The sequence below is a fragment of the Pseudomonas sp. Irchel 3E20 genome (assembly GCF_900187645.1).
GTDB lineage: Bacteria > Pseudomonadota > Gammaproteobacteria > Pseudomonadales > Pseudomonadaceae > Aquipseudomonas.
In genome coordinates, this window is sequence record NZ_FYEE01000014.1 from 12,052 (window position 1) to 34,767 (window position 22,716).

General features: G+C 64.2%; 20 protein-coding genes, 1 pseudogene and 1 riboswitch. Of the genes and pseudogenes, 12 read left to right on the top strand and 9 right to left on the bottom strand.

Annotated features, from left to right (window positions below):
- The first annotated feature begins 40 nt into the window (after nucleotides 1-40).
- On the top strand, nucleotides 41-619 hold the full coding sequence (locus CKW13_RS21140) for a DcrB-related protein (protein WP_095110722.1): 579 nt from the start codon (nucleotides 41-43) through the stop codon (nucleotides 617-619).
- A 52-nt stretch (nucleotides 620-671) separates the two neighbouring features.
- Here the strand turns inward: CKW13_RS21140 and CKW13_RS21145 are convergent, their stop codons facing one another.
- The 5 genes and pseudogenes from CKW13_RS21145 to CKW13_RS21165 all read right to left on the bottom strand — a co-directional run bounded on the left by CKW13_RS21145 (nucleotide 672) and on the right by CKW13_RS21165 (nucleotide 3,458).
- Complete coding sequence (locus tag CKW13_RS21145) at nucleotides 672-1,202, bottom strand: GNAT family N-acetyltransferase (protein ID WP_095110723.1); 531 nt, start codon at nucleotides 1,200-1,202, stop codon at nucleotides 672-674.
- Nucleotides 1,203-1,309: 107 nt separating this feature from the next.
- Nucleotides 1,310-1,390 (bottom strand): annotated as a pseudogene (locus CKW13_RS21150) (ABC transporter substrate-binding protein); the annotation flags it as partial.
- A gap of 123 nt (nucleotides 1,391-1,513) precedes the next feature.
- Nucleotides 1,514-2,086: a DJ-1/PfpI family protein gene (locus tag CKW13_RS21155; protein ID WP_095110724.1), complete on the bottom strand. Its 573-nt coding sequence runs from the start codon at nucleotides 2,084-2,086 to the stop codon at nucleotides 1,514-1,516.
- A gap of 49 nt (nucleotides 2,087-2,135) precedes the next feature.
- Nucleotides 2,136-2,897, bottom strand: coding sequence for a precorrin-6A synthase (deacetylating) (cobF, locus tag CKW13_RS21160; RefSeq protein ID WP_095110725.1), 762 nt, complete (start codon nucleotides 2,895-2,897; stop codon nucleotides 2,136-2,138).
- A 9-nt stretch (nucleotides 2,898-2,906) separates the two neighbouring features.
- Complete coding sequence (locus CKW13_RS21165; RefSeq protein ID WP_095110726.1) at nucleotides 2,907-3,458, bottom strand: histidine phosphatase family protein; 552 nt, start codon at nucleotides 3,456-3,458, stop codon at nucleotides 2,907-2,909.
- A gap of 278 nt (nucleotides 3,459-3,736) precedes the next feature.
- Between CKW13_RS21165 and CKW13_RS21170 the strand changes: the two genes are divergently transcribed.
- The 7 genes from CKW13_RS21170 to CKW13_RS21200 all read left to right on the top strand — a co-directional run bounded on the left by CKW13_RS21170 (nucleotide 3,737) and on the right by CKW13_RS21200 (nucleotide 11,760).
- On the top strand, nucleotides 3,737-4,591 hold the full coding sequence (locus CKW13_RS21170) for a MurR/RpiR family transcriptional regulator (protein ID WP_095110727.1): 855 nt from the start codon (nucleotides 3,737-3,739) through the stop codon (nucleotides 4,589-4,591).
- Nucleotides 4,588-5,334, top strand: coding sequence for an N-formylglutamate amidohydrolase (locus CKW13_RS21175; RefSeq protein WP_095110728.1), 747 nt, complete (start codon nucleotides 4,588-4,590; stop codon nucleotides 5,332-5,334). The genes CKW13_RS21170 and CKW13_RS21175 overlap by 4 nt, the downstream gene beginning before the upstream one ends.
- A gap of 202 nt (nucleotides 5,335-5,536) precedes the next feature.
- The gene (locus CKW13_RS21180) at nucleotides 5,537-6,553 is read left to right on the top strand and encodes an arginine N-succinyltransferase (protein WP_095110729.1); all 1,017 of its coding nucleotides are present in this window, start codon (nucleotides 5,537-5,539) and stop codon (nucleotides 6,551-6,553) included.
- A 55-nt stretch (nucleotides 6,554-6,608) separates the two neighbouring features.
- The gene (astA, locus tag CKW13_RS21185) at nucleotides 6,609-7,643 is read left to right on the top strand and encodes an arginine N-succinyltransferase (protein ID WP_095110730.1); all 1,035 of its coding nucleotides are present in this window, start codon (nucleotides 6,609-6,611) and stop codon (nucleotides 7,641-7,643) included.
- A gap of 172 nt (nucleotides 7,644-7,815) precedes the next feature.
- Nucleotides 7,816-8,020, top strand: a riboswitch (cobalamin riboswitch).
- 98 nt (nucleotides 8,021-8,118) lie between these two features.
- The gene (locus CKW13_RS21190; protein WP_095110731.1) at nucleotides 8,119-10,086 is read left to right on the top strand and encodes a TonB-dependent siderophore receptor; all 1,968 of its coding nucleotides are present in this window, start codon (nucleotides 8,119-8,121) and stop codon (nucleotides 10,084-10,086) included.
- On the top strand, nucleotides 10,086-10,844 hold the full coding sequence (locus CKW13_RS21195) for a ferredoxin (protein ID WP_095110732.1): 759 nt from the start codon (nucleotides 10,086-10,088) through the stop codon (nucleotides 10,842-10,844). The genes CKW13_RS21190 and CKW13_RS21195 overlap by 1 nt, the downstream gene beginning before the upstream one ends.
- On the top strand, nucleotides 10,837-11,760 hold the full coding sequence (locus CKW13_RS21200) for an ABC transporter substrate-binding protein (RefSeq protein WP_095110733.1): 924 nt from the start codon (nucleotides 10,837-10,839) through the stop codon (nucleotides 11,758-11,760). Before CKW13_RS21195 ends, CKW13_RS21200 begins: the two co-directional genes overlap by 8 nt.
- Before the next feature lie 246 nt (nucleotides 11,761-12,006).
- Here the strand turns inward: CKW13_RS21200 and CKW13_RS21205 are convergent, their stop codons facing one another.
- Nucleotides 12,007-13,059, bottom strand: coding sequence for a diguanylate cyclase (locus tag CKW13_RS21205; RefSeq protein ID WP_095110734.1), 1,053 nt, complete (start codon nucleotides 13,057-13,059; stop codon nucleotides 12,007-12,009).
- A 204-nt stretch (nucleotides 13,060-13,263) separates the two neighbouring features.
- Here CKW13_RS21205 and CKW13_RS21210 point away from each other — a divergent pair, with 204 nt between their 5' ends.
- Entirely contained in the window at nucleotides 13,264-14,652 is a 1,389-nt protein-coding gene (locus CKW13_RS21210; RefSeq protein WP_095110735.1) for a VOC family protein, read from the top strand.
- Nucleotides 14,653-14,889: 237 nt separating this feature from the next.
- On the opposite strand, the gene CKW13_RS21215 is transcribed toward CKW13_RS21210, so the two are convergent.
- The 3 genes from CKW13_RS21215 to CKW13_RS21225 all read right to left on the bottom strand — a co-directional run bounded on the left by CKW13_RS21215 (nucleotide 14,890) and on the right by CKW13_RS21225 (nucleotide 19,102).
- Nucleotides 14,890-15,777: a serine protease gene (locus tag CKW13_RS21215; RefSeq protein ID WP_176465158.1), complete on the bottom strand. Its 888-nt coding sequence runs from the start codon at nucleotides 15,775-15,777 to the stop codon at nucleotides 14,890-14,892.
- Between the two features lie 4 nt (nucleotides 15,778-15,781).
- Nucleotides 15,782-17,278, bottom strand: coding sequence for a hypothetical protein (locus CKW13_RS21220; protein WP_141234005.1), 1,497 nt, complete (start codon nucleotides 17,276-17,278; stop codon nucleotides 15,782-15,784).
- Nucleotides 17,279-17,392: 114 nt separating this feature from the next.
- On the bottom strand, nucleotides 17,393-19,102 hold the full coding sequence (locus tag CKW13_RS21225; protein WP_095110738.1) for a sulfatase-like hydrolase/transferase: 1,710 nt from the start codon (nucleotides 19,100-19,102) through the stop codon (nucleotides 17,393-17,395).
- 442 nt (nucleotides 19,103-19,544) lie between these two features.
- Between CKW13_RS21225 and CKW13_RS21230 the strand changes: the two genes are divergently transcribed.
- Genes CKW13_RS21230 through CKW13_RS21240 form a run of 3 tightly spaced genes read left to right on the top strand, consistent with a single transcriptional unit; the run spans nucleotide 19,545 to nucleotide 22,716 of the window.
- Nucleotides 19,545-20,897, top strand: a complete 1,353-nt coding sequence (locus CKW13_RS21230) for a UDP-glucose/GDP-mannose dehydrogenase family protein (protein WP_095110739.1) — start codon at nucleotides 19,545-19,547, stop codon at nucleotides 20,895-20,897.
- Complete coding sequence (locus tag CKW13_RS21235) at nucleotides 20,894-21,976, top strand: NAD-dependent epimerase (protein WP_095110740.1); 1,083 nt, start codon at nucleotides 20,894-20,896, stop codon at nucleotides 21,974-21,976. The genes CKW13_RS21230 and CKW13_RS21235 overlap by 4 nt, the downstream gene beginning before the upstream one ends.
- The gene (locus CKW13_RS21240; protein WP_095110741.1) at nucleotides 21,973-22,716 is read left to right on the top strand and encodes a sugar transferase; all 744 of its coding nucleotides are present in this window, start codon (nucleotides 21,973-21,975) and stop codon (nucleotides 22,714-22,716) included. The genes CKW13_RS21235 and CKW13_RS21240 overlap by 4 nt, the downstream gene beginning before the upstream one ends.

A 22,716-nucleotide genomic window follows, 5' to 3' on the forward strand; every position in this document is an offset into this window, starting at 1 on the left:
TGGGATGATGCCGCCCTTGCGACTCTCCCGGAGACCCCCCATGTTCTTGCTCGGCAAAAAAGCCATTGTTTTGCTATTAGCGGCCAGCGCCAGTCTCGGCGTGCACGCGGCCCCCGCGCCTCACGTTACACAGCCCATTGCGGCTGCGCAGCAGGTCCAACTACTAGGGGGCAAGTTCACCCTCAAGCTGCCGCCGGGCTTTGAATCCAGCCCCCTGCCTGCGGGCGAAGCCGCCAGCGGCACGGCCGGGGCGACGGGCACGATGTACGCCAACCCGCAGACCCAAAGCGTGGTGCTGGTGGCCGAGAACCTGCGCACCGACGGCGTGACCATCAAGGACAACGACAAAACCTTTCTCGACAGCGCCGCCAGTAACTTCCTCGACCAACAACGCAAGGCGCTGCCCGACTTCACCCAGCAGGACCAGAAGACCCTGACCCTGGGCGGCCTCGGCGTGCGCCAGATCGACAGCCACGCCACCCAGGGCGGCGGCAAGACCCTAAGCACCACCCTGCTGGCGGGATCGGGCAACCGCACCCTGGTGGTTCAGGTAATTTCCCGCGAAGACGCCTTGGCCAAGCACCGCGAACTGGTCAAGTGGATCACAGCCGTTAAATAACTGCGGCCCAGGGCGCCAGCCTGTACCTGCTGGCACCCACGCAAAACGCTCATTACGTCAGATCAGCCAGGTTCGCCTCACTGCGGTTCATGCGGTACAAGCGCACCGGCCGGTCATGGAAGTCCAGCACCTGAAAATCCTTGAACCCGGCCTTTTGCGCGACCTTCAGCGAGGCACTGTGGGCCGGTTCGATAATCACCACTACCGAGGCCAATTGCCGGCGGCTGAACACATGCGCCAGCACACCCTTCACGGCTTCGGTGGCCAAACCCTGGTTCCAGAAGCGTCGGGCCAATCGATAACCGAGGTTGAGCTCCTGCACATCGCCAACCTGCTCCGGGGATACTCCACAGAACCCCACGAACGCCTTGGAAGCCTTGTCCACCAAGGCCCAAGGCCCCATGCCGTGGGCGGCGTAGCAGTCCAGGCAAGCATTGAAGAAGCGGCGCGTGGCGTGCTCATCGCACACCCCTCCCACGGAAAAACGCATCACCTCGGGGTCGCTGAGCATTGCGCCCAACGCCGGCAGGTCTTCGCGGGTCAGTTGCCGCCCCAGCAGCCTAGGGGTTTCAAACAGGTACATGGCTGGCTCCTTGCCAGGCCCCATGAAAAACGTTCAGCGCTTGCACGCAGGCCGCTTTGGCGGGGCCAGGATCTGTGACCGTAAACGTCAAGGTTGAAGTATTTGGCCTACACCTGCTGGTACTTGCCATTGGGGCGGATTGGCTCGATGGCACGATTGAAGCGCTCGGCCAACGCCGTATCGCCTTTGCCCGCCTCAGCGAGCATCGCGTCTAAGCACCCTGCCACCTCAAAGAGGCTGTTTCGCAGCACGTTGTTCAGTTGCCGCAGCCCCGTTATAAAAAATCACTGTTTTATTGCCTGCTTCGAGGCCTACCGCGGCTTGCTGTGTTCCGCCGCGTGGAGCGCCAGGTAGGCGTCCAGGTCCGGGCCAGCCAAGCCGAGCAGGCCGACGATCTGCGCCATGAAGCTCACCGGTGCCGAACCCGGCGCCGTGACCACCCGGCCATCGGCCACTGCATAAGGCACGTCCTGGTAGTGCGCGGCGCCGGCATAGCCGGTCTGCACCAAGTTAGCCGCCGAGTTGGAGGTGTGACGCAGGTGGTCCAGGATCCCGGCCTGGGCCAGCACCCGGGTGCCGTCGCAGATGCCTGCCACGATCAGGCCACGCTCATGGGCCTCGCGCACCAGGGCGCTGACGTCGGGGGCCTGTTCGGTCTGCCAGATCGTGCCGCCACAGACCATCAACAGGTCCACCTCATCGAGGCAGATGTCTTCGATCGCCAGGTGCGGGGTGACCGACAGACCGCCGCTGGAGGTCAGCGGTGCGCCACCGGGTGCGGCGTACAAGGTTTCGATACCGAAATAGCAACGGGCCGTAGAGTTAATCAGGGCGGTTTCCCAGTCGGAAAAATTCTCGGTAATCAGGGTGATGGCGCGGGTCATGGGAAGTCCTTTTCGGATGGCAGGGGCGGGGAATCTAGCATGGCGCGGGTCAGTCGGGGTCGCGCAGCAAGTAAGTGTCCATGATCCAGCCGTTGGCCTGGCGTGCGGCCTGGCGGGTGCGCTGGATGTCGTCGGCGACCTCTTTGAGCGGCCCGGCGATGAGGATTTCGTCGGCCGTGCCCAGGTAGGCGCCCCAATAGATGTAGCGGTCGCGGTTGGCGACCTGCTGATAGGCGTCCTCGGCGTCGAGCATCACCACCAGACTGTCGGCGTCGCTCACCTGCCCCGCCGCCAGGCGCCGGCCGGTGGTGATCTCGACACTGCGGCCGATGCGGTTGAGGGGTACTTTGTGCCGCGCCGCCAGGGCCTGCACGCTGGTGATACCGGGAATTACCTCGAACTCGAAGTGGCAGCGGCCCTCGGCGAGGATCGCACGCAGGATGCGGATGGTGCTGTCGTACAACGCCGGGTCGCCCCAGGCCAGGAAAGCGCCGGTTTCGCCGTCGGCCAGCGCTTCGTCGATCAGGCGCTCGAAGGTGTTTTGCTTGTCGCGGTTGAGGTCCGCCACGCTGGCGCTGTAGTCCACACCGCCGCGCACGCGCTCGGGGCAGTGGGCTTCGATGAAGCGGTAAGCGCGCCCAGCACTGATGTAGCGCTGGCAGATTTCGTGGCGCAGGTCGGTGAGTTTTTCCTTGGCTGGCCCCTTGTCCAGGATGAAAAAGCCATCGACCCGGTTCAGCGCATTGACCGCTTGCATCGTGATGTACTCGGGGTCGCCGGCGCCGATGCCGATAATCAGGATTGTTTTCATGTGGTGCCTTCACTCCTCGCCAGGGGCCGGCAAGCGCAGGCGCCAGCGGCCATTGAATTGCAAATGGATGCGCGCCAAGGGCTCGACATCGATCAGCGTGAACGCCCCCGGCGGGCCTTGCAGGGCATGCACCAGGGCCGCGCGCACCACCTGCGGGTGGCTCACCGCCAGCCAATGGCCGGGGCGGGCGGTGAGGCTGTCCATCCAGGTGCCGACCCGGTGGCATAACATCGCTATCGACTCGCCACCATGGGCCGCGCTGCTGCTGTCACTCAACCAGCACTCCAGGGCTGGGGCCTCGTCGCGTTGCAGCTGTTTGATCGGTAACCCGGCCCAGCGCCCCATATCGCAGTCGCGCAGTGCCGGCTCTAGGGTTGGCGCACAGCCAAACTGTGCGGCGGTCTGCCGGGCCCGCAGTTCAGGGGCGCTGAGCAGCTGCCAGGGCGGGGGCAGCATGGCAACTGCGCCTGGCTCCAGCAGCGGTTCGTCCAAGGCAAAACGCGCGAATTTCTGTGCTGCGGTGCGGCCATGGCAGACCAGGGTCAAGCGGGTGGCTAACACGGAGGGCCTCCATGGGGGAATCGAACGCTTCGGAATGTGGGGCTTTGTAGCATTTGTCGTGGGCATTTTCTCGGGTTCTTCCCCAATTGGTGCTTTTGCGGCCTAACGCTAGGCCCATAGCCGGCACGCGCTGCGCAAGCCTTGCTGTAAGGCAATTCTGCGTATTTTGAAGGGGTATCCACAGCAGCAAAAATTCACTAGACATGTAGTGTTGATTACACAAATACTGTTTTAACGGACTATGAAACAAAAACGACACTGCCCGTGCCGGAGCCAGGATGCCCCCCCTCAGAGACTTGATAACCAGCGCTGCCTTGGATTTGACCCCCTCGGAACGCAAAGTCGTGCGTGCGCTGCTCGATCAGTACCCGCGCAACGGCTTGGGCGCCATGTCCCGCCTCGCCGAGCGGGCCGGAGTCAGCGACCCCACCATCGTGCGCTTGGTCAAGAAACTCGGCTTCCCTGGCTACGCCGAATTCCAGGAAGCCCTGCTCAGCGACATGGACCAGCGCCTGCGCTCCCCCAGCGCCCTTTTGCAACAACATGCCCAGGTCCATCAGGACGATACCTGGGGCCAGTATTTGCACGACTGCCAACGCGCCCTTCAGGAAACCCAGGCCCTGACCCAGGCCGAAGACGTGCGCATCCTCGTGCAATGGCTGCTCGACAACCGCCACCTGGTGCATTGCTATGGCGGCCGTTTCAGCCATCACCTGGCCCAATACCTGCTCAGCCACCTGCGCCTGTTCCGCCCCGGCTGCCAAGCCCTGGAAGACTGCGCTCGGCTGGCCGACGCCATGCTCCAGGTGCAGCACCACGACACCGTGGTGATCTTCGACTACCGCCGCTACGAGGCCCGTGCCCTGCGCGTGGCCACGGCGGCCAAGGCCCGGCATGCGCGGGTGGTGCTGTTCACTGATATCTACGCCTCGCCGTTGCGCGAATTGGCCGACCTGATAATCAGCGCGCCGGTGGCCTCGGGCGCGGCATTCGACACCCTGCTGCCGGCCATGGCTCAGGTCGAGGCGCTGATCGCCTGCATGACCCGCCGCAGCCCAGACCTGGCGGAGCGACTCGATAGCGTGGATGCCTTGCGCAACGAGTTCGGCGTCCACCTGCTGGAGGAAAGATGACCTTGCCCACTGCCGAAACCGGACTCTACGAACAGCCCCCATATACTTTGCACCACGAAGACTCGAGCCACCCGCTGATCCTCGTGTGCGAACACGCCAGCCGCTACATTCCGCCGGCCCTCAATGACCTGGGGCTGAGCCCGCAGGCTGCCGCCGAGCATATCGCCTGGGACATCGGCGCCCTGGAGCTGGCTCGCGGCTTGTCCCAGGCCCTGGGCGCGACCTTGCTCAGCGCCAACTATTCGCGCCTGCTGATCGACCTTAACCGCCCACGCCACGCCGCCGACAGCATCCCGGTGCGTAGCGAGATCTACGATATCCCCGGCAACCAGGGCCTGAACGAGGCCGCCCGCGACTACCGCCGCCAGTGCCTGTTCAAACCCTTCCACACCCGCCTGGGGGAACTGATCGAAGCACGCACCGTTGCGGGGCGCGAAGTGCGCGTCGTCGGCATCCATAGCTTTACGCCGATCTATTTCGGCCAACCGCGCACACTGCAAGCCGGGGTGCTCTATGCTCGGGCACAGGCCTACGCCCAACGCGTGGTCGAAGGCCTGCAACGCCACGGCCTGAACGCGGCCGGTAACCAACCTTATGAAATCGACCCCCTGTCGGATATGACCGTGCCCGTGCACGGCGATGCCCGGGGGATCGATGCTGTATTGATCGAGGTGCGCAACGACCTGCTGCGCACCCCGCAAGCCGTGCAGCGCTGGACGGAGTATCTGGCGCCGCTGTTGTAAACCTTGATCGCCGACAAGCGCACCGACGCTATGACCTGGCATAGCATTGCAATACCATCGAGCGCCAGGCAGAGCGCAGAATAAGCACCGGCACCCCGCCCATTGGCCGTGACCGGGGTCAAACCCGTGGAAAAGACAGTGATAGTCAGGCTCATCCCGCCAAAGCTGGCGCGTAGGAGCCCATTGATACAGGAGTGCATCCATGCTGGTGTTACGCCCAGTCGAGTCAACCGACCTGCCCCATTTGCAGCAACTGGCCCGCGAAAGTCTGCTGGGCGTCACATCCCTACCGGATGACACCTCGCTGTTGCAGGCCAAAATCGATGGCTCCCTGCGGTCCTTCGCCAAGGACGTGGACGAGCGCGCCGACGAGAGCTACTTCTTCGTCCTGCAGGACAGCTTTAGCCAGCGCCTGCACGGCTGCGCCGAGATCATCGCCACCATCGGCTTCAAAGAGCCGTTCTACAGCCTGCGCAATCGCACCTTCATCAGCACCTCGCGGGAGCTGAACATCCAGCACGCAGTGCCGGCGCTGTCGCTGTGCCAGGACCTCAACGGCCACACTTTGCTGCGCGGTTTCCACGTCGACGACGCCCTGGTGCGCGGGCCTTACGCCGAGTTGGGGTCGCGCGCACGCCTGCTGTTCATGGCCGCCCACCCGCGGCGTTTTGCCGAGGCCGCCATCACCGAGATCGTCGGCTACTACAGCGAAGACATGAGTTCGCCCTTCTGGGATGCCCTGGGCAAGCACTTCACCGACCTGCCCTACGCCGAGGCCGAGCGCCTCAGTGGCCTGCAAAGCCGCGAAGCCATCACCCTGTTGATGCCCCATCACCCGATCTACATCCCCATGCTGCCGCAAGCGGCCCAGGACTGTATCGGCAAACCCCACCCGGATGGCCGCGACGCCATGGACATGCTGCTGCGCGAAGGCTTCGAACCCCATAGCTACGTGGACATCTTCGACGGTGGCCCAACGCTTTATGCGCGCACCGCTAACATCCGCTCCATCGCCCGCAGCCAGCTTCTGACCACAGTGCGCCGGGCCCCCAGCGGCAAATTGGGCCGCTACCTGCTAAGTAACGACAAACTGCGCGATTACCGCGCCATCGTCGCCGAACTGGAGGAACCCCTGGAGGGGAAGGTCGGCCTAAGTGATGACATGCTCGAAGCCTTGCGCCTGGACGAGGGCCGCACTGTGCGGTTGATCGCCCTGTGACCTTGCCCCGAGCCCAAGAACTACGCCTGGATAGGCGCGCCCAAGGAGCTGCACCATGATCGTCCGCCCGGTGAATATCACTGACCTGCCCGCGTTGCAGGACCTGGCCCGGCATGTAGACCCCGCGCTGACCAGCCTGCCCATCAGTGAAGAGCGCATGGCCCATCGGGTGCGCTGGTCGCAACGCACCTTCGCCCAACAGGTCGAGCGCGCCGATGCCGACTACCTGTTCGTGCTCGAAGACGACGACCAACGCCTGCTCGGCGTCAGCGCCCTGGCTGGCGCGGTGGGCGAGCGCGAGCCTTGGTACAACTACCGGGTTGGCCTGACGGTGAACTCGGCGCCGGTACTGGGCATCGAGCGGCACATTCCGACCCTGTTCCTGAACAACGAAATGACCGGCCAATCCCAGCTCTGCTCGCTGTTTCTGCGCCCGGACCTGCGCAGCGTCGGCAATGGCCGCTTGCTGTCCACGGCGCGGCTGCTGTTCGTGGCTGAGTTCCCCGAGTTGTTCGGCGAAAAACTCATCGCCGGGCTGCGCGGCTGCACCGATGAAGAAGGCTGCTCGCCGTTCTGGGACAGCCTGGGCCGGCACTTCTTCAAGCGCGACTTCTTCCACGCCGACCACCTCTCGGTGATGGGCAACAAGGCCTCCATCGCCGAACTGATGCCGCGCCAGCCGCTGTACACCTGCCTGCTCACCGAAGAGGCGCAAGCGGTGATCGGCCAAATGCACCCCAACACCCGGCACGCGGCGCAGATCCTCCAGGCCGAGGGTTTCAGCTACCACAATTACATCGATATTTTCGATGGCGGCCCGCTGATCGAAGCGGCGGTGGGCAACATCCGTGCCGTGCGCGACAGCCAGTCCTTGACCTTGAGCATCGGCACCCCGGACGACGAAGCCCCGACCTGGCTGATCCACAACCGGCGCCTGGAAAACTGCCGTATCACCGCCGCCAAGGCGCGCCTGGTGGGCAATCAGTTGCTGATCGACCGCCTCACCGCCAAACGCCTGCAACTGCAACCCGGCCAATCGGTACGCGCCGTGCCCATGGCCCTGCGCCACATGCAAGCTGTCGCCGCGTAACCCTCGCGGTAGCAAGCGGGCTCGCCCGCGCTGGGGTGCGCAGCGCCCCTCGGTGGTGTGGCACCGGGCCAATTTTTACGGCCGTTACGCGACCGAGCGCGGGCGAGCCCGTTTGCTACACCAGTCTCCCCAAAACACCCGCCAAGGTTGACGAACGGTCATGCCAGTGTTCAGATGCCGCCCTGTTTCAGGTGCCTCCTGCCGCCGTGCATGAGGTGAAACGGGAAACCGGTGCGCCCTCCCAGGGCTAGTCCGGTGCTGCCCCCGCAACGGTAAGCGAGTGATGGGTTCAATCAGCCACTGTGCCTCACGGCATGGGAAGGCGAACCCCTCCAGCCTCGCAAGCCCGGAGACCGGCCTGGAATGTTTGTTTGGCAAAAACCTGCGGTGGGCGGGCATGGGCCGGTATCGGCGTGTGCCCGGTACTTTCTCCTGCGTGCTTCTGCGAAAGAAACTTTTTCGAGAAGACCAAAAAATGAATCAACTCCAAACCTTGCGTGCCCGGGCCCTGTGTCCTGCGCCCTTGCATGCCTGCGCGGCCCTGTGCGGCGCCCTCCTGAGCCCGGCCCTGCTGGCCGATGACAGCGCCCTGACCCTCGAACAACAAACCGTCAGCGCTCCGTCCGTGGAATCCACCACCGTCGCCGAGATGGCCAAGTACGGCAGCAAAGTGGAGATCGTCAGCCGCGAGCAGATCGAGCGCGCCGGCCCCAGCAGCGACATCTCCCGCGTCCTGCAGATGTACGTACCGGGCCTATACGTGGCGCCGAAAAACGGCCCGTTCGACTACGGCACCTATTCCCTGCTGGGCGGGCGCAACGACGACACCCTGATCCTGCTCGACGGCGTGCGCCTGAACAATCGCCTGTATGGCGGCATTTACATCGACACCCTGCCTGCCAACGCCATCGAGCGCATCGAAGTGCTCAAGGGCGGCCAGAGCCTGCTGTTCGGCACCCAGGCCGTGGCCGGGGTCATCAATATCGTCACCCGCAGCCCGCAAAGCCGCGACATCGGCGGCGAGGTCAACCTGGGTCTGGACAGCTTCATGGGCAAAACAGGCGACGCCCGCGCCGAGCGCATCGTCAGCAACGGCTGGGGCGACCTGGGCCTTTTGGCCTACGTCAGCCACAACGTCTCCGACGGCTACCAACCGTTTCGCAACCGCGACTACAGCGCCAACACCACGGACAAAAAGCGTTCCTACGAGGTCACCACCTTCGGTGCCAAGGCCATCCAGGCGTTGGGCGACGATGCGCGCCTGGAGCTGTTCTACCAATACTCCGACGCCAACCTGGACTTCGCCCGGCCCGCCAACAACCGCAAAACCACCAACGACCGCGTGCAGCAAATCGCCACGGCCACCTTCGAGCACAGCCTCAGCGAACGCCTGAGCTATTTCGTCAAAGGCCACGTCAACGACTGGGACACCCGCTACACCCGCATCAACAACGCCCCGGGCGGCGCCACCACGGTGGTCAACGACAAGGATTACTGGGGCTTCACCGACTGGGGCGTGCAGGCCGAAGGCAAGGCCGAACTGGACGGCGGCCACGTGCTGGTGTTCGGCGCCGACAACCAGTGGTTCAAGGGCCAGGACGATGTGCTCATCATCGACGACAACCAGGCCCAGGCCCACGCCCTCTACACCCAATTGCGCCCGGTGATCGCCGCCCTGCCCGACTGGCACCCCAGCCTCGGCATCCGCCACGAAGCCATGAGCGGCGGCGATAGCGCCACCGTGGGCATGCTCACCTCGCTCTATGACCTCAACCCCAACTGGCAGCTGCGCGGCCAGTACGGCAGCGCCTACAAGCTGCCCAACGCCGAACAGTTGTTCGCCCGCGAAGACGATGAAATCGGCAACCGCAACCTCAAGCCCGAAAAAAGCCGCAACGCCGAGCTGGGGCTGGACTACAAGGGCGAACTGCTGAACCGCGACTTCAGTGCCAGCGTCACTGGGTTTAGGCGCAAGATCACCGACCTGATTGCTCTGGACGACATCCACTGGACCAACAGCCAGGGCGAGGTGCGGGTGCGCGGCGTCGAACTGGACGGCAAATGGCAGCTGGACGAGCGCTGGAGCCTGTCGGCGGACATGACCCGCAACCTGGTGGAAGGCAACCACGGCGTCACCCTGACCAACATCCCCAGCTTCTTCGCCCGCTCGCGCCTGGCCTTCGACGCCGACAATCGCCTGTGGGGCGTGGCCGGCGCGGTGCGCTACATCCGCAGCGTGGTGGGCGCCAAGGAGGTGGAATACGGCCACTACGCGGTAGTGGACGCCGACGCCTACCGCTACCTCGACAACGCCCGCCAGCACCGCATCAGCCTGCTGGTGGAAAACCTGCTCGACCGCGACTACGTCACCAGCCGCGCCAGCTCGGTGGACAACCTGGGGCGCCCGTTCACCAGCGAAGTGCGCTACACGTACCGCTTCTGATGAACACCCCAAGCACATACCAACAGGTGCTGTTCGTCGGCCCGGGCCTGCGTGACGGCTCGCAAGGCCAGGCCTTTGCCGCCGCGTTACGCACCTTGCGCGGCGCGGCGCCGAACGAGCGGATCATCGACACCCTGCACAGCTTCGACGGGCTCTGGCAGGCCCTCCAAGCACCGCGCCAGCACCTCGGCGAGCAGGTGCTGGTGGTGGACCTGGAGCCCGCGTCCGACAGCGCCTACCTGGACTGGTTGCGCGATGAGCTGGCGCGCCGCGCGGCCGCCCACCCGCAGGCGCCAAGGCTCTGGGTCACCGCCTCGGCCCTCGGCCGCCGGGGCCTGGCGGCCGACGCGGTGTGCGCCGAGGTGGCGCGCAGCGAGCGCCACTTGCCCTGCGAGCGGGTGGCCCCGGTGGCCGCCGACCCAGGCTGGGAACACCCGCCGGCCCACGCCCGCCACCTGTTTTTGTGCACCGGCCCGCGTTGCGTGCGCCGGGGCGCCCTGGCGCGGTGGAAAACCCTGCGCCGCCATTTGCTCGACCATCACCTGGTAGAAACCCCGGGCGGCGTACTGCTGACCCGCACCGCTTGCCAGTTCCCATGCAACCGTGGGCCGCTGCTGACGGTTTACCCCGATGCCTGCTGGTACCGCATCGCCACCGACGACGACGCCCGGCGCCTGGTGGACGAACACCTGCTGGGCAATAGGCCGGTCGCGGCCCTGCTGATCCATCCGCCCTCAGGAGGCCTGCCCGATGCGTAGATTCTTCGTTGCCGCTACGTGGCTGTGCCTGGCCGCCCCAGCCTTTGGCCAAACCTATGGCAACTGCGGCCAAACCTGGGCCGTGGCGCAGCCGCCGCAGCGCATCGTGGCCCTCAACCAGCACAGCGCCGACACCCTGCTCAGCCTCGGCGCCGGCGACTTGCTGGCCGGCGTGGCCTATATCGACGACGACGGCGCAGCCATTGAACACGGCGCCTATCGCGCCATCCCGGTGATTTCCCGGCTCTATCCTTCAGCCGAAGTGCTCTATAGCCAGCATGCCGACCTGGTGGTGGGCGGCTTTGCTTCGGCGTTCGACAACAACCTGACCTCGCGCGCCACCCTGGGCGCCAACGGCATCGCCAGCTACTTGATGGAATCGGCCTGCGACGGCCGCTCCCTGGATTTTTTCGGGCATATCCGCAACGACCTACGCACCCTCGGCGCGCTGGTGCGCCAGCCCGAGCGCGCTAAGCAGTTGATCGCCCGCCTGGATGCCGACCTGGCCGGCGCCCGCGCGCTGCATGACGAAAGCCGAGTGCTGTCGGTGTTCTACCTCGACAGCGAGGTCAATGGCCTGCACAGCGTCGGCACACGGGGTTTTATCACCGCCCTGCTGGCCGCCGCGGGCGGGCGTAACAGCTTCGCCGACGTCGACATCCCGCGCCTGAACGTGAGCAATGAAGTGCTGTTGATGAACGACCCCGACGTGATCCTGCTGGCCGACGCCGTGTGGTCCCCGGCCAGCCGCAAGCGCCACCTGCTCCAGACCGACCCGCTGCTCTCACGCCTGCGCGCCGTGCGGGAAAACCGCCTGATCGACATCCCCTTCGCCCACCTCGTGCCCACCCCGGCCAGCGGCGCCGTGGCCCTGGACCTGGCCAAGCGGTTCAAGGCGATGGCGGGCAAGCGGTAGGGGTTTCACAGCGTAAAGAGCGACCTCTGTGGGCCGCGTTGCCGGGCTTTTGTGGGAGCGGGCCCGCCCGCGATGGCGGCATTGCAAGCGCTAGAGGGGCATCGGCTGTACCGACCTCATCGCGGGCGGGCCCGCTCCCACAGTTGAACTGTGATTTTCCTCTGTATGAGCGAGCCTGCTCGCGAGGGCGGCACGCAGTGGCGGTGACCAGGGGTAAGGGTAAGACAGTTGCTCCTACAAGGTGCTTCAGCCCACCGACGCCGCCACTCCACAAATCACCCGATTACGCCCCGTGGTCTTGGCGGCATACAAGGCCTGGTCGGCGTGGCTGAGCCACAGGGTGGCGTCGCTGTGGGCCGGGTCGTAGGCGGCCAGGCCGATGCTCAGGCTGACTTTCAGGCTCGGGCTCTGGGCATAGCCCAGGCAGGCAAAGCGCTCGCGCAGGGCCTCCATCACCTGGGCGGCGCTGTGCAGGGGCACATCCGGCAGGATCACGCAAAACTCGTCACCGCCATAGCGCCCGGCCATGTCGCTGGCGCGCAGGTTCTGCGTGAGGATGCGGCTCAACTGGCGCAGCACGATGTCGCCGGCGACATGGCCATAGGTGTCGTTGATGGTCTTGAAGTGGTCGATATCGATCAAGGCAATTGCCCCGCTGCGTGATTGCTGGCGGCAGCGTTGGAACTCCAGGTCCAGTTGATCCTTCCACGCACCGTGGTTGAGCAGGCCGGTAAGGCTGTCGGTGCGGCTCAGGGCCAGCAGCTCGCGTTTGTGCCGGCCCAGGGTGGCGGCCTGGCGATAGCAGATCCAGCCCAGCGCCAGCGGGTAAAGGCTCAGCAACGGCAGGCTGGCATACAACTGCACAGGCGTGGTCTGGGGGATGAACAACGGGGCGAAAATCATCAGGGAAGTCGCCACGCCAAGGCCCTGGGCCACGAACCCGGCCAGCAGAAAGCGAACCCCGCCGATGGCGACGTTGTTCATCGCCATCATCGACAGCGAGGTGACGCTGGGCAGCGGATTGAAATGCATGGCGCCAACCCAGAACCCGGCCATGTAGGAGTCGATCAGCAGGTTACGCCGCTCGCTGTCGTAGGGCGCCTTGGCCAGGCGCGAGCACAGGTACGCCAACGGCGCCCAGGCAAAGCCGTTGAACAGCATCAAGGCCCAGACCCAGGCCGGCGGATGCAGCGGATACATCGCCGCGCCCACGCAAACAAACCCCAGGGCCAGGCCCAGGGTACGTGAGCTGTAAAGCCTCCTTGCCAGTGAACGTCCCTTGTCGCCGGTGTGAGGCATCGGGGGCCAAACTCCTGTGACAGGTAAACAGCGTGAGGGGAGTCTATCAGGGCAACGTCAAATAGCCATCACCGACCGGCAGACCGCGATCCAGGCACCTACAGCAGTCCGGCAAAGAATGAAGTCGGGAAGAAACTTCGTTTGCCAGCCCCCCGCTTGCCCAACAGAATCGCGCCATCGCCCTGTTGCCTGGAACCTACCGCCATGAGCCACCCGCGTTTTGTCAGCCCCGACCTGATCCGCCAGCGTTTTTCCCGGGCCATGTCCGACATGTACCGCCACGAAGTGCCGCTGTACGGCGTGCTGATGGAACTGGTCGCGCAGACCAACGCCCGGGTGCTGGCCAACGACCGCCAGGTGGCCGAGCAACTGCGCATGACCGGCGAAATCGAACGCCTGGACCTGGAACGCCACGGCGCCATCCGCGTCGGCACCGAAGCGGAACTGGCCACCCTCGCCCGCCTCTTTGCGGTAATGGGCATGGAGCCGGTGGGCTACTACGACCTCACGCCTGCCGGGGTGCCGGTGCATTCCACCGCGTTCCGCGCCGTACACGAGGCGGCGTTGCAGGTCAGCCCGTTCCGGGTGTTCACCTCGCTGCTGCGCCTGGAGTTGATCGACAACCCGCCGCTGCGCGAATTCGCCCGCGCCACCCTGGCCCGACGCGAGATCTTCACCCCCGCCGCCCTGGCCCTGATCGACAAGGCCCACACCGAGGGCGGCCTCGACGAGCGCGACGCCAATGCATTCGTCGCCCAGGCCCTGGAAACCTTCCGCTGGCATTCGCGCGCCACGGTCAGCGCCGCGCAGTACCAGCAACTGAGCCAGCAACATCGCCTGGTGGCCGACGTGGTGGCCTTCCCCGGCCCCCACATCAACCACCTGACCCCGCGCACCCTGGACATCGACGCCGTGCAGGCGCAGATGCCCGCCCACGGCATCACCCCCAAAGCCGTGATCGAAGGCCCACCGCGCCGCCACTGCCCGATCCTGTTGCGCCAAACCAGTTTCAAGGCCCTGGACGAGGCCATCGCTTTTGCCGGCCAAGATGCCAGCCAGGGCAGCCACAGCGCCCGTTTCGGCGAGATCGAACAACGCGGCGCCGCCCTGACCCCGGCCGGCCGCGCCCTCTACGACCGCTTGCTCGATAGCGCCCGCGACGCCCTGCAAGCGTTCCCCAACGAAAGCAACGCCCTGCGCTACGAGCAATTACTGGCCGAGCACTTTGCCGACTTCCCCGACGACTACCCCAACCTGCGGGACCAGGGCCTGGCCTATTTCCGCTATTTCGTCACGGCCAAGGGCCAGGAAGCCGCTGGCCAACTGCCTGCCAACGCGGGCCTGGAGGCGCTGGTCGCCGCCGGCCATCTCGGTTTCGAGCCAGTGGTGTACGAGGATTTCCTGCCGGTCAGCGCGGCGGGAATCTTCCAGTCCAACCTAGGGGACAACGGCCAGGGGCACTACGATTCGGCGTCCAACCGCCAGGCCTTCGAGCAAGCCTTGGGCCGCCCGACCATCGACGAATTGGCACTTTACGCCCAGACACAACAACGCTCCCTGGAGCAGTGCTTCAAGGTGCTGGGGCTGGGGTAACAGGAACGGGAATGAAACGCGGGAAGGAATAAAAAGGGAGTTCGCCCAGTGCAGTGGCCTCGGCAATCCATGCACCGGTAAAGAGCCGTGACACTGGGCGAACGGGGTGGATTCTAATCCAGGAAAAGCGCGCTGTGGGCGCTCATTTCAAGGTTTTTTCCGGGCCGCGCAGAACCCGCTGAAACCCCCGACCTAGAGCCTTCTTGAACTCACCAGTCCGACCATTTACAGGCCTGCTCAGCAGCGCTCGTAGCCACGGCTATCGAGCACCCTGCAATCGAGTTTGGCCGTGTCTTGAATCCACGTTTTGTGCACGGACACCTGGGTGTACACGCCCGGCAGCGGCGTGTCCTCGCAGCCCTCGCCAAAACTGACGATGCCCAGTTGCATCGCCTGCTTGTCCTTGCCCAACACGTACAACGGGCCGCCGCTGTCACCGCGACAGGCGCGCTTGGCGTCGCCGCCGCCCTGGTCGCCAGCACACAAGGTCCCACCCGGCAGATTCGGGCGTAAGTGCTTGCAAGCGGCGTGTTCCATCACTGGCACCGAGGCTTGGATCAAATCCCGCGAGCCCAGCCCCAAGTCACTGCGGGCCCCCCAGCCGGCCACGTGGAACTGCGGCTTGGCCGCCACCACACTCTTTTCCTGCGCCGCATCCGGCAGCTCAATGGCATGCAGGCCGGGCACCGGCTTGGCCAATTTCACCAGGGCGATGTCGTAGTACTTGGCCTTGCAGTCATAGCCGGGGCGAATCACCACCTCTTCAACCTGATAGGCCGGGGTTTGCTCGTTGAGGGTGACCGAGCCGAGCAACAAGTAAAACCCGTTCCTAGTCAGGTTCTGTTTACAGTCGCCCTCGCCATTGTGAAAACAATGGGCGGCGGTCAGAGCCCATTGGTCGTTAATCAACGTGGCGCTGCAAAAGGCTCCCGCCGCTCGGGGCTGGTCCTTGCGCAGCATCGCCACCTGCCAGGTGTTACTGCCCTGTGCCACCCGCGTGCCGCCCCTGGTCAACAAGTCATAGGCCATTTGTATGGTTGCCGTGTCCGCCACGGCCAGGCTCGCCACCGCGAGTGCCAGCAGCGCCGCGTGCGCCCAACGGGCGCTCATTCTTTTAAAGCCCATGGCATCAGTCCAGGTGCGGGTAAGGGGCGGCCCGCCCGGCATCGCGGTAGGCCTTGTTGGCTTTGATCTTGCTGTCCAGCAGCTTGGCCTTGGCCGCGCTCAGCTGCGAAGCTGGAATGTCGGGTACGGCACTGGTTTCAATCAGCACAGCTTGGGCGTACTCCACGGCGTAGTCGGCTTGCAGCATGCCCTCATAGCCTTCGCGCTTGGCCTTGTCCGCCGCATCCCGGGCCGCTTCCCGTTGCGCGGGGATCACTTTCGATTGCACCAGCGTCGAGAGTTCGTCCTTGGAGGCAGCCAGCGCATTGCCCAGGTAAGCGGCGAACTTGCTGCCTTCGCGGGTTTCCACCAGGGTGGCGGTGGTGATGAAGTAGCCGGTGGTGCCAGTGACCGTTGGCAGTGTCGAGCACTTTTGGGCCTCAAGCTCTCCCTCTGCATTGCGGGTGGGCGGTATTTGGCAGACCGAATGGGCCCAACTCACTTGCGCATCGCTGATATAGGCGTCCTTGAGGCCCTTCTCCAACGCCAAGCGCGAAGGTTCATTGCCATAGGTACAACGCTCGTCGTTCAACGCGAAGTTGCGCGGCACACTGCGATTGTGTTGCTGCAACTGGTGGCAATAGGCCTGCGCCGCCGCTTGCACCGAGGTGTCGTAAATCGGGGGCCGAGTCGGCAGCGCGGGCGTCTTGGGATGGTCGTGCCGGTAGCGGCTATTGATGATGTCGTACGCCAGCACATAGGGCGCCGCCTGGGCTTCTTGGCGGGTTTGGGCGACCTTCGCGTCAGCCATGTCTGCGGGCAAGGGAACGGGCAAGCTCTCCATGCCGACCATATCGCCGATCAGCTTCTCGTCCCCGGCCCTGACGCCGGGGAACTTGAACTCGAAGGCGCTGAAGGGCGCAGCACTGCCCGGCGTGGCAAAGGTCACCGCGACTGAATAATCCCGGGTCTTTTTAAACCAGGAGCTTTCCTGAAATTTCTCAACTTTGAAGTAGGTAGGAATCAACTTTAAGTATTGTTTTTCCACTACCACCGCAATCGCTGACAGCCTGAACTGGACATTATTTATCCCTGCGAAGTTAGTGATTCCGTCAGCCCATGGATGCTCGGCAACCGTATCTTTGGTAGGGTCACCGAAGTTGGCGCGGACAATTTCCAGGCAACGGCTGCCATCACTCTTTTTTAAATCCCCCTCTTCGGTGACGTCATAAAACTTGCCGTCGACCCGCGCCTGGCTACTCACCGCCTTGCTCTGCCCTGCCGCTTTCAAGTAATCGGCCCCGGCATCAATGGCCCCCGAGATCAACTTCGGCACCACAATGGCAACCACAGCAGCCCCCACCACTGACTGGTAGGCCGTGTTGTTGGTAATGGTTTTCACACCACACTGAGTGCGCCACCCCACCCGCGTTTCAATCACCGAAGAAGGCGCTTTACTGGCAGGCGCAGACGCACAACCGGCAACTAACGAAGTTGCCAAACACAGACTGACAAGGCGCATGATTTCCTTCCCTTTATGACCTTGGCAAGGAACTGACTGCATCCCTGCATTGTTTTTTAAGTTGATGACCCGTGGGGACTTTCCGACAACGCTAGCAGTAGGCCATTAATCTGTCTAATCACCAAAAGCGCTTGGCCTTAGTGTGAAATCAACGGGGCCGGGGGGCGTGACGACCTGGCCCAGATCAATGTGTTTGAACAGTGGTTTAGCGCCCAGGCGTGCGTTGAAGCGGTAATTGAAACTGAACGCATCCTCGGTGGGTTCGCTCAAGGGCTTGCCGTAGAGCGGGCGGATGGCCGCCAGGTTGTAGCCCATTAGCGCCAGCAACGTAGGAAAAATATTGTAGTGGCTGGAACGGTCCTTGTTGCCGGGCAGTGCGGCTTGCCAGTCGAGGGTCTGCAACTGGCGGCCCTGGATCACCACCAGCGGCACCAGCCCTTCTTCTGGCATCGGGTCGCTGCCGCAATGGGTGTCCAGCCCCGGGTTGCCGCGTTCGTGCAGGTCCTGGCCGTGGTCGGAGGTGTAGATCAGCACCGCGCGGCTGAGGTCGGCCTGGGCAAATACTCGGGCAAAGAACTCGCCGACGTTCCACAGCAAGGTGTTCTGGTAGGCGTTGCGGTAGCGCTGCCAGTCGTCCGGCCGGCCGTCGAAGCCGTCGCGCGCGCCGGTGTCGGAGATATCGGCATAGCCCCCGCGCGGCAGCGCCGGCCGGTAGCGCATGAAGGCGTCGGGGTATTTGTCGTGCACCGGAAAGTGCGCGCCCACCTTGTTGATGACCACCAACTGCGGTTGGCCGTCGTTGAGCAAATCGATCAATTGCCGGGCCACGGCCATGTCGCGGTCACGCACGGGGACGTCATCGAACTGGATAAAGCGCTGGATGTCCTGACGCTCCAGGCGTGTCATCAGGTTCTGCAAATGCCCGCCGGTGCGCTGGGCGTCGATGTACACCGTGGCCAGCCCGGCCTGGCGGGCGTACTGCCAGATCGACGGTTGGGTGGCGTTGATCCGCAGGTAGTCCTCGCGGGTGCCGCCAAAACGCAGGGTGACATTGGTATCGGCACTGCAATTAGCAATCGCGGCGCCATAGCCGAAGTTGAAGATAGCCACCCCGGCGGGCGCTTGCCCCAGGTGGCTGGGCACACCGCCGGGGGTGTTGATGTCCAGGTAGTTGCCCGACACGCTTTCGTCGATCACCAATACGATATCGTGCCCCACCGCCCCACCCTGGCGCGCCAGGGTCACCGGTTGGCGCGGGCCCACGGAGGCCTGGGCGCTCTCGTAGGCCAGCAGGTTCAGGTACACCAGGGGCGTGAACAACCCCGGCAGGCCCATGGCCCCAGCCCCCGCCCGGGCGAACAACAACACCGACAGCGCCAGCACGGCCACGAAGGGCGCCGCCACCGCCAGCACCTGGGGCACCCGCGAAGGCTGGCGCGGCGCCACGCCAATCCCCAGCAACAGCAACAACCCCGAGCCCAAGGGCCAGATGAGCGCCGCGCCGTATTGCTGCAACGCCTCCCCGATAAACCCGGCCGAGTACACCAGCGAGACAAACTGGCTGTAGGTCAGGTAACTGGCTGTCACCCTCGCGTAGCCCTCGAAAAATACCGCCGCCCCCGCCAACACCACGGCCAGGCCCCAGCGCAGCACAGGTGGGCGGATGGCAGCAGTGAGCCACAGTGCCAGCACCAGCGCTGCGAACAACACGCCATAGGCCAGCAGCGGCCAGCCCCAGCCTAGGGCGGCGAGGCGTTCCTGGTACTGGCCCAGGCCCGTGAGCAGGTACAGGCCAAGCAAGATGGGTTTGAGGCTGTGGCGCATGGCGTCCCCGGAAAGAAGGCTCGATAGCCTTTATCAAAAAACCACAGGGCGAAGAGTCAATAATTTGGCGATAGCAATTCGCGTGCCGTTTTTCTGATGAATCGACTCGAAAACTAGCAGCACCTGGGCAAAGAGCAAGTTCATGTTTCATTTTTACAAGCGTCAAAAAACGAACCGTCTCATTTCTGACGCAGACGGCTGCGCAGCCCTTCCAAATCAAGGCCTACAGCCGTTCGTCGTGTAAATCTGGCGAGAGGCTTTCACAGAAAAATGGGCTAAATCCCCGACCGCAAAGCAATTCATGGTCATTGGCAGAGCGTGGGAAAAAGATCGTCCGATAAAAAACATGTCATTTCATTGACACGATTTTTCCAGGCTGATCTATACCAACTCCAAGGTATTAATTCTATTTAGATAAATTGATTATTTAAGAGGCGTGAATATGGACGTCAGCGTATTCGGCACGGGCTACGTGGGCCTGATTCAAGCAGCCGCTTTGGCTGATATCGGCCATCGCGTGCTCTGCGTGGACACCGACGCCCAGAAGATTCGCCAGCTCCAGCAAGCCGTGCCCCCCATCAGCGAACCCGGCCTGTCGCTGATGCTCGAAGACAACATCAAGCACGGCCGCCTGCTGTTCAGCACCCAGGCCAGCGACGCGGTGGCCCATGCCACCCTGGTGTTTATCGCGGTGGGCACCCCGCCCGACGAAGACGGTTCCGCTGACCTGAGGCATGTGCTGGAGGTCACCCGGCAAATCGCCCAGCACATGGCTGCCGACCGTACCCTCATCATCAAATCCACCGTGCCGGTGGGCACCGCCGACCAGGTACTGGCCTGCGCCCGCGCCGAACTGCAACGCCAAGGCAAGCCAGAGCTGTGCGTGCGGGTGGTATCCAACCCCGAGTTCCTCAAGGAAGGCAGCGCACTGCTCGACTGCATGCGCCCCGACCGGATCATCATCGGCACCAGCGACCCCATCGCCCAGGCGCAACTGGCCGACCTGTACGCACCGCTGTGCCGCAACCACGAAAAACTGATGGTGATGGACAACCGCAGCGCCGAACTGACCAAGTACGCCGCCAACGCCATGCTGGCCACCCGTATCAGTTTCATGAACGAGTTGGCCAACCTGTCCGAACACTTGGGCGCGGATATCGAGGCGGTGCGCAAAGGCATCGGCTCGGACCCACGCATTGGTTACCACTTCATCTACCCCGGCTGCGGCTTTGGCGGCTCGTGCTTTCCCAAGGACCTGCGTGCCCTGCTGCACACCGCCGACCACAACGGCATGCCGCTGCGCCTGCTGCAAAGCGTGTGCGACGTCAACGACAGCCAGCGCAACATCCTCTTGGGCAAGTTGCGCGCCTACTTTCCCGAAGGCCTGGGCGGTAAATCGATCGCGCTCTGGGGCCTGGCCTTCAAGCCCAACACCGACGACATGCGCGAAGCCCCCAGCCGCTACTTGATGGAAGCCCTGTGGCACGAGGGGGCCACAGTGCGTGCCTTCGACCCCGAGGCCATGGCCGAATGCCGGCGCCTGTACGGCTATCGCGATGACCTGCAACTGTGCGCCACCCGCGACGACACCCTGGAAGACGCCGACGCCCTGGTGATCTGCACGGAATGGAAGAACTTTCGTGTGGTGGACTTCCCCTGGTTGGCCAGCAAGTTGCGCGCGCGGGTGGTGATCGACGGGCGCAACCTTTACAACCCCGAGCACATCGCGGCCGCCGGGCTGCACTATCGCGGCATCGGCCTACGCCACGTGGCCCCGCAAGAGGCCGCGAAGTGAAGGTCCTGGTCACCGGCGCCGCCGGGTTTATCGGCGCCCATTGCGTGTTGCGCCTGTTGCGCGACGGCCATCAGGTGCTGGGCCTGGACAACTTCAACGGCTACTACGACCCGGCGCTCAAGGAAGCGCGGGTGCGCTGGGTGCGCGAGCAGGCCGGCGACTTTGCCCTCGAACGCCTGGACCTGGCCGATGGCGTGGCTATCGACCAGTGGTTCGCCCGCGAGCAACCCGAGGCGGTCATCCACCTCGCCGCCCAGGCCGGGGTGCGCTACTCCCTGGAAAACCCGCGGGCCTATGTGGACAGCAACCTCACCGGGTTCCTCAACATCCTCGAAGGCTGCCGCCAGTACCCGGTGCGGCACCTGATCTACGCCTCGTCCAGTTCGGTGTACGGCGCCAACACGCGCACGCCCTATTCGGTGCACGAGGGCGCCGACCACCCACTGTCGATGTACGCCGCCAGCAAAAAAGCCAATGAGTTGATGGCCCACAGCTACAGCCACCTGTTTGCGATCCCCTGCACCGGCCTGCGCTTTTTTACCGTGTACGGCCCCTGGGGCCGGCCGGACATGTCGCCGATCCAGTTCGCCCGGGCCATCAGCGAGGGCCGCCCGCTGCAACTGTTCAACCACGGCCTGCACCTGCGCGACTTCACCTACATCGACGACATCATCGAAAGCCTGGTACGCCTGCTTGATCGGCCGCCCCAGGGCAACCCGCAATGGGCCGGCGACGCCCCGGACCCGGCCACCAGCCTGGCACCCTGGTGCCTGTACAACATCGGCGGGCAACGCCCGGTGGCGCTCAAGGCTTACGTGGCACTGCTGGAAAAACACCTGGGCCGCCAAGCCCGCGTCGAGTTACTGCCCCTGCAACCGGGGGATGTGCTCGACACTTGCGCCGATGCCGCGCCGCTAGAGCGCGCCAGCGGCTTTCGCCCACGGATCGCGCTGGACGAAGGCCTTGGGCGCTTCGTGGCCTGGTTTCGTGACTACTACCCCTTGCCCGATGTTGAGACACCACAAAACCGTGGAGCTTCGTCAGCGGCAGCGACCCATAAGCCGTGGAGAACCCCATGACAGGCCAACAATCCCATGCCACCACCCAACTGCGCCGCGACAAGCGCCTGGACGCCACCCACCGCATGCGCCTGGACGCCGCCATCCACCGCCAGGGCCGTGGCTGGCTCACCGGCCGCGAGGGCGGGCGGCCCTGGAGCCTGTCGCGCACCAACCGCGTGCTCGCCTGCCTGGGTGCCCTGGCCTTGCTGGTGCTGCTCTCGCCCCTGCTCCTGGCCCTGGCCGCCCTGGTCAAATGGAGCAGCCCGGGGCCGGTGTTTTTCGTGCAACAGCGCACGGGTTATCGCGGGCGGATGTTCGGCATGTACAAGTTGCGCACCATGGTCGCCAACGCCGAAGAGCTCAAGGAATCGCTGCGCTACCTGAACAAGCACGGCAGCGAGGCCATCGACTTCAAGATCGACCGCGACCCGCGCGTGACCCCGATCGGGCGCTGGCTGCGGCGCAGCAGCCTCGATGAACTGCCCAACCTGTTCAATGTGGTCATCGGCGACATGCGCCTGGTGGGCCCGCGCCCCACCTCCTTCAATGCCTACCGCTACCAGGACAACCACTTGGTACGCCTGAGTATTTATCCCGGCATCACTGGCCTATGGCAGATCAGCGGGCGCAGCAACATTGATTTCGACCAACGGGTAGAACTGGACCTGAGCTACATCAGCCAACAGAGCCTGATGCTGGACATGAAGATCCTGTTGAAAACCCCTTTCAAAGTGTTCAGCGGCCAAGGAGCAAGTTGA

Excerpts from the sequence above, each read along its gene's own strand:
- CKW13_RS21155 (WP_095110724.1), bottom strand. The coding sequence starts at position 2,086 with ATGACCCGCGCCATCACCCTGATTACCGAGAATTTTTCCGACTGGGAA.
- CKW13_RS21195 (WP_095110732.1), top strand. The coding sequence starts at position 10,086 with ATGAACACCCCAAGCACATACCAACAGGTGCTGTTCGTCGGCCCGGGC.
- CKW13_RS21190 (WP_095110731.1), top strand. The coding sequence starts at position 8,119 with ATGAATCAACTCCAAACCTTGCGTGCCCGGGCCCTGTGTCCTGCGCCC.
- cobF (WP_095110725.1), bottom strand. The coding sequence starts at position 2,897 with ATGAAAACAATCCTGATTATCGGCATCGGCGCCGGCGACCCCGAGTAC.
- CKW13_RS21175 (WP_095110728.1), top strand. The coding sequence starts at position 4,588 with ATGACCTTGCCCACTGCCGAAACCGGACTCTACGAACAGCCCCCATAT.
- CKW13_RS21205 (WP_095110734.1), bottom strand. The coding sequence starts at position 13,059 with ATGCCTCACACCGGCGACAAGGGACGTTCACTGGCAAGGAGGCTTTAC.
- CKW13_RS21215 (WP_176465158.1), bottom strand. The coding sequence starts at position 15,777 with ATGGGCTTTAAAAGAATGAGCGCCCGTTGGGCGCACGCGGCGCTGCTG.
- CKW13_RS21240 (WP_095110741.1), top strand. The coding sequence starts at position 21,973 with ATGACAGGCCAACAATCCCATGCCACCACCCAACTGCGCCGCGACAAG.
- CKW13_RS21210 (WP_095110735.1), top strand. The coding sequence starts at position 13,264 with ATGAGCCACCCGCGTTTTGTCAGCCCCGACCTGATCCGCCAGCGTTTT.
- CKW13_RS21145 (WP_095110723.1), bottom strand. The coding sequence starts at position 1,202 with ATGTACCTGTTTGAAACCCCTAGGCTGCTGGGGCGGCAACTGACCCGC.
- CKW13_RS21140 (WP_095110722.1), top strand. The coding sequence starts at position 41 with ATGTTCTTGCTCGGCAAAAAAGCCATTGTTTTGCTATTAGCGGCCAGC.
- CKW13_RS21225 (WP_095110738.1), bottom strand. The coding sequence starts at position 19,102 with ATGCGCCACAGCCTCAAACCCATCTTGCTTGGCCTGTACCTGCTCACG.
- CKW13_RS21230 (WP_095110739.1), top strand. The coding sequence starts at position 19,545 with ATGGACGTCAGCGTATTCGGCACGGGCTACGTGGGCCTGATTCAAGCA.
- CKW13_RS21220 (WP_141234005.1), bottom strand. The coding sequence starts at position 17,278 with ATGCGCCTTGTCAGTCTGTGTTTGGCAACTTCGTTAGTTGCCGGTTGT.
- CKW13_RS21170 (WP_095110727.1), top strand. The coding sequence starts at position 3,737 with ATGCCCCCCCTCAGAGACTTGATAACCAGCGCTGCCTTGGATTTGACC.
- CKW13_RS21180 (WP_095110729.1), top strand. The coding sequence starts at position 5,537 with ATGCTGGTGTTACGCCCAGTCGAGTCAACCGACCTGCCCCATTTGCAG.
- astA (WP_095110730.1), top strand. The coding sequence starts at position 6,609 with ATGATCGTCCGCCCGGTGAATATCACTGACCTGCCCGCGTTGCAGGAC.
- CKW13_RS21200 (WP_095110733.1), top strand. The coding sequence starts at position 10,837 with ATGCGTAGATTCTTCGTTGCCGCTACGTGGCTGTGCCTGGCCGCCCCA.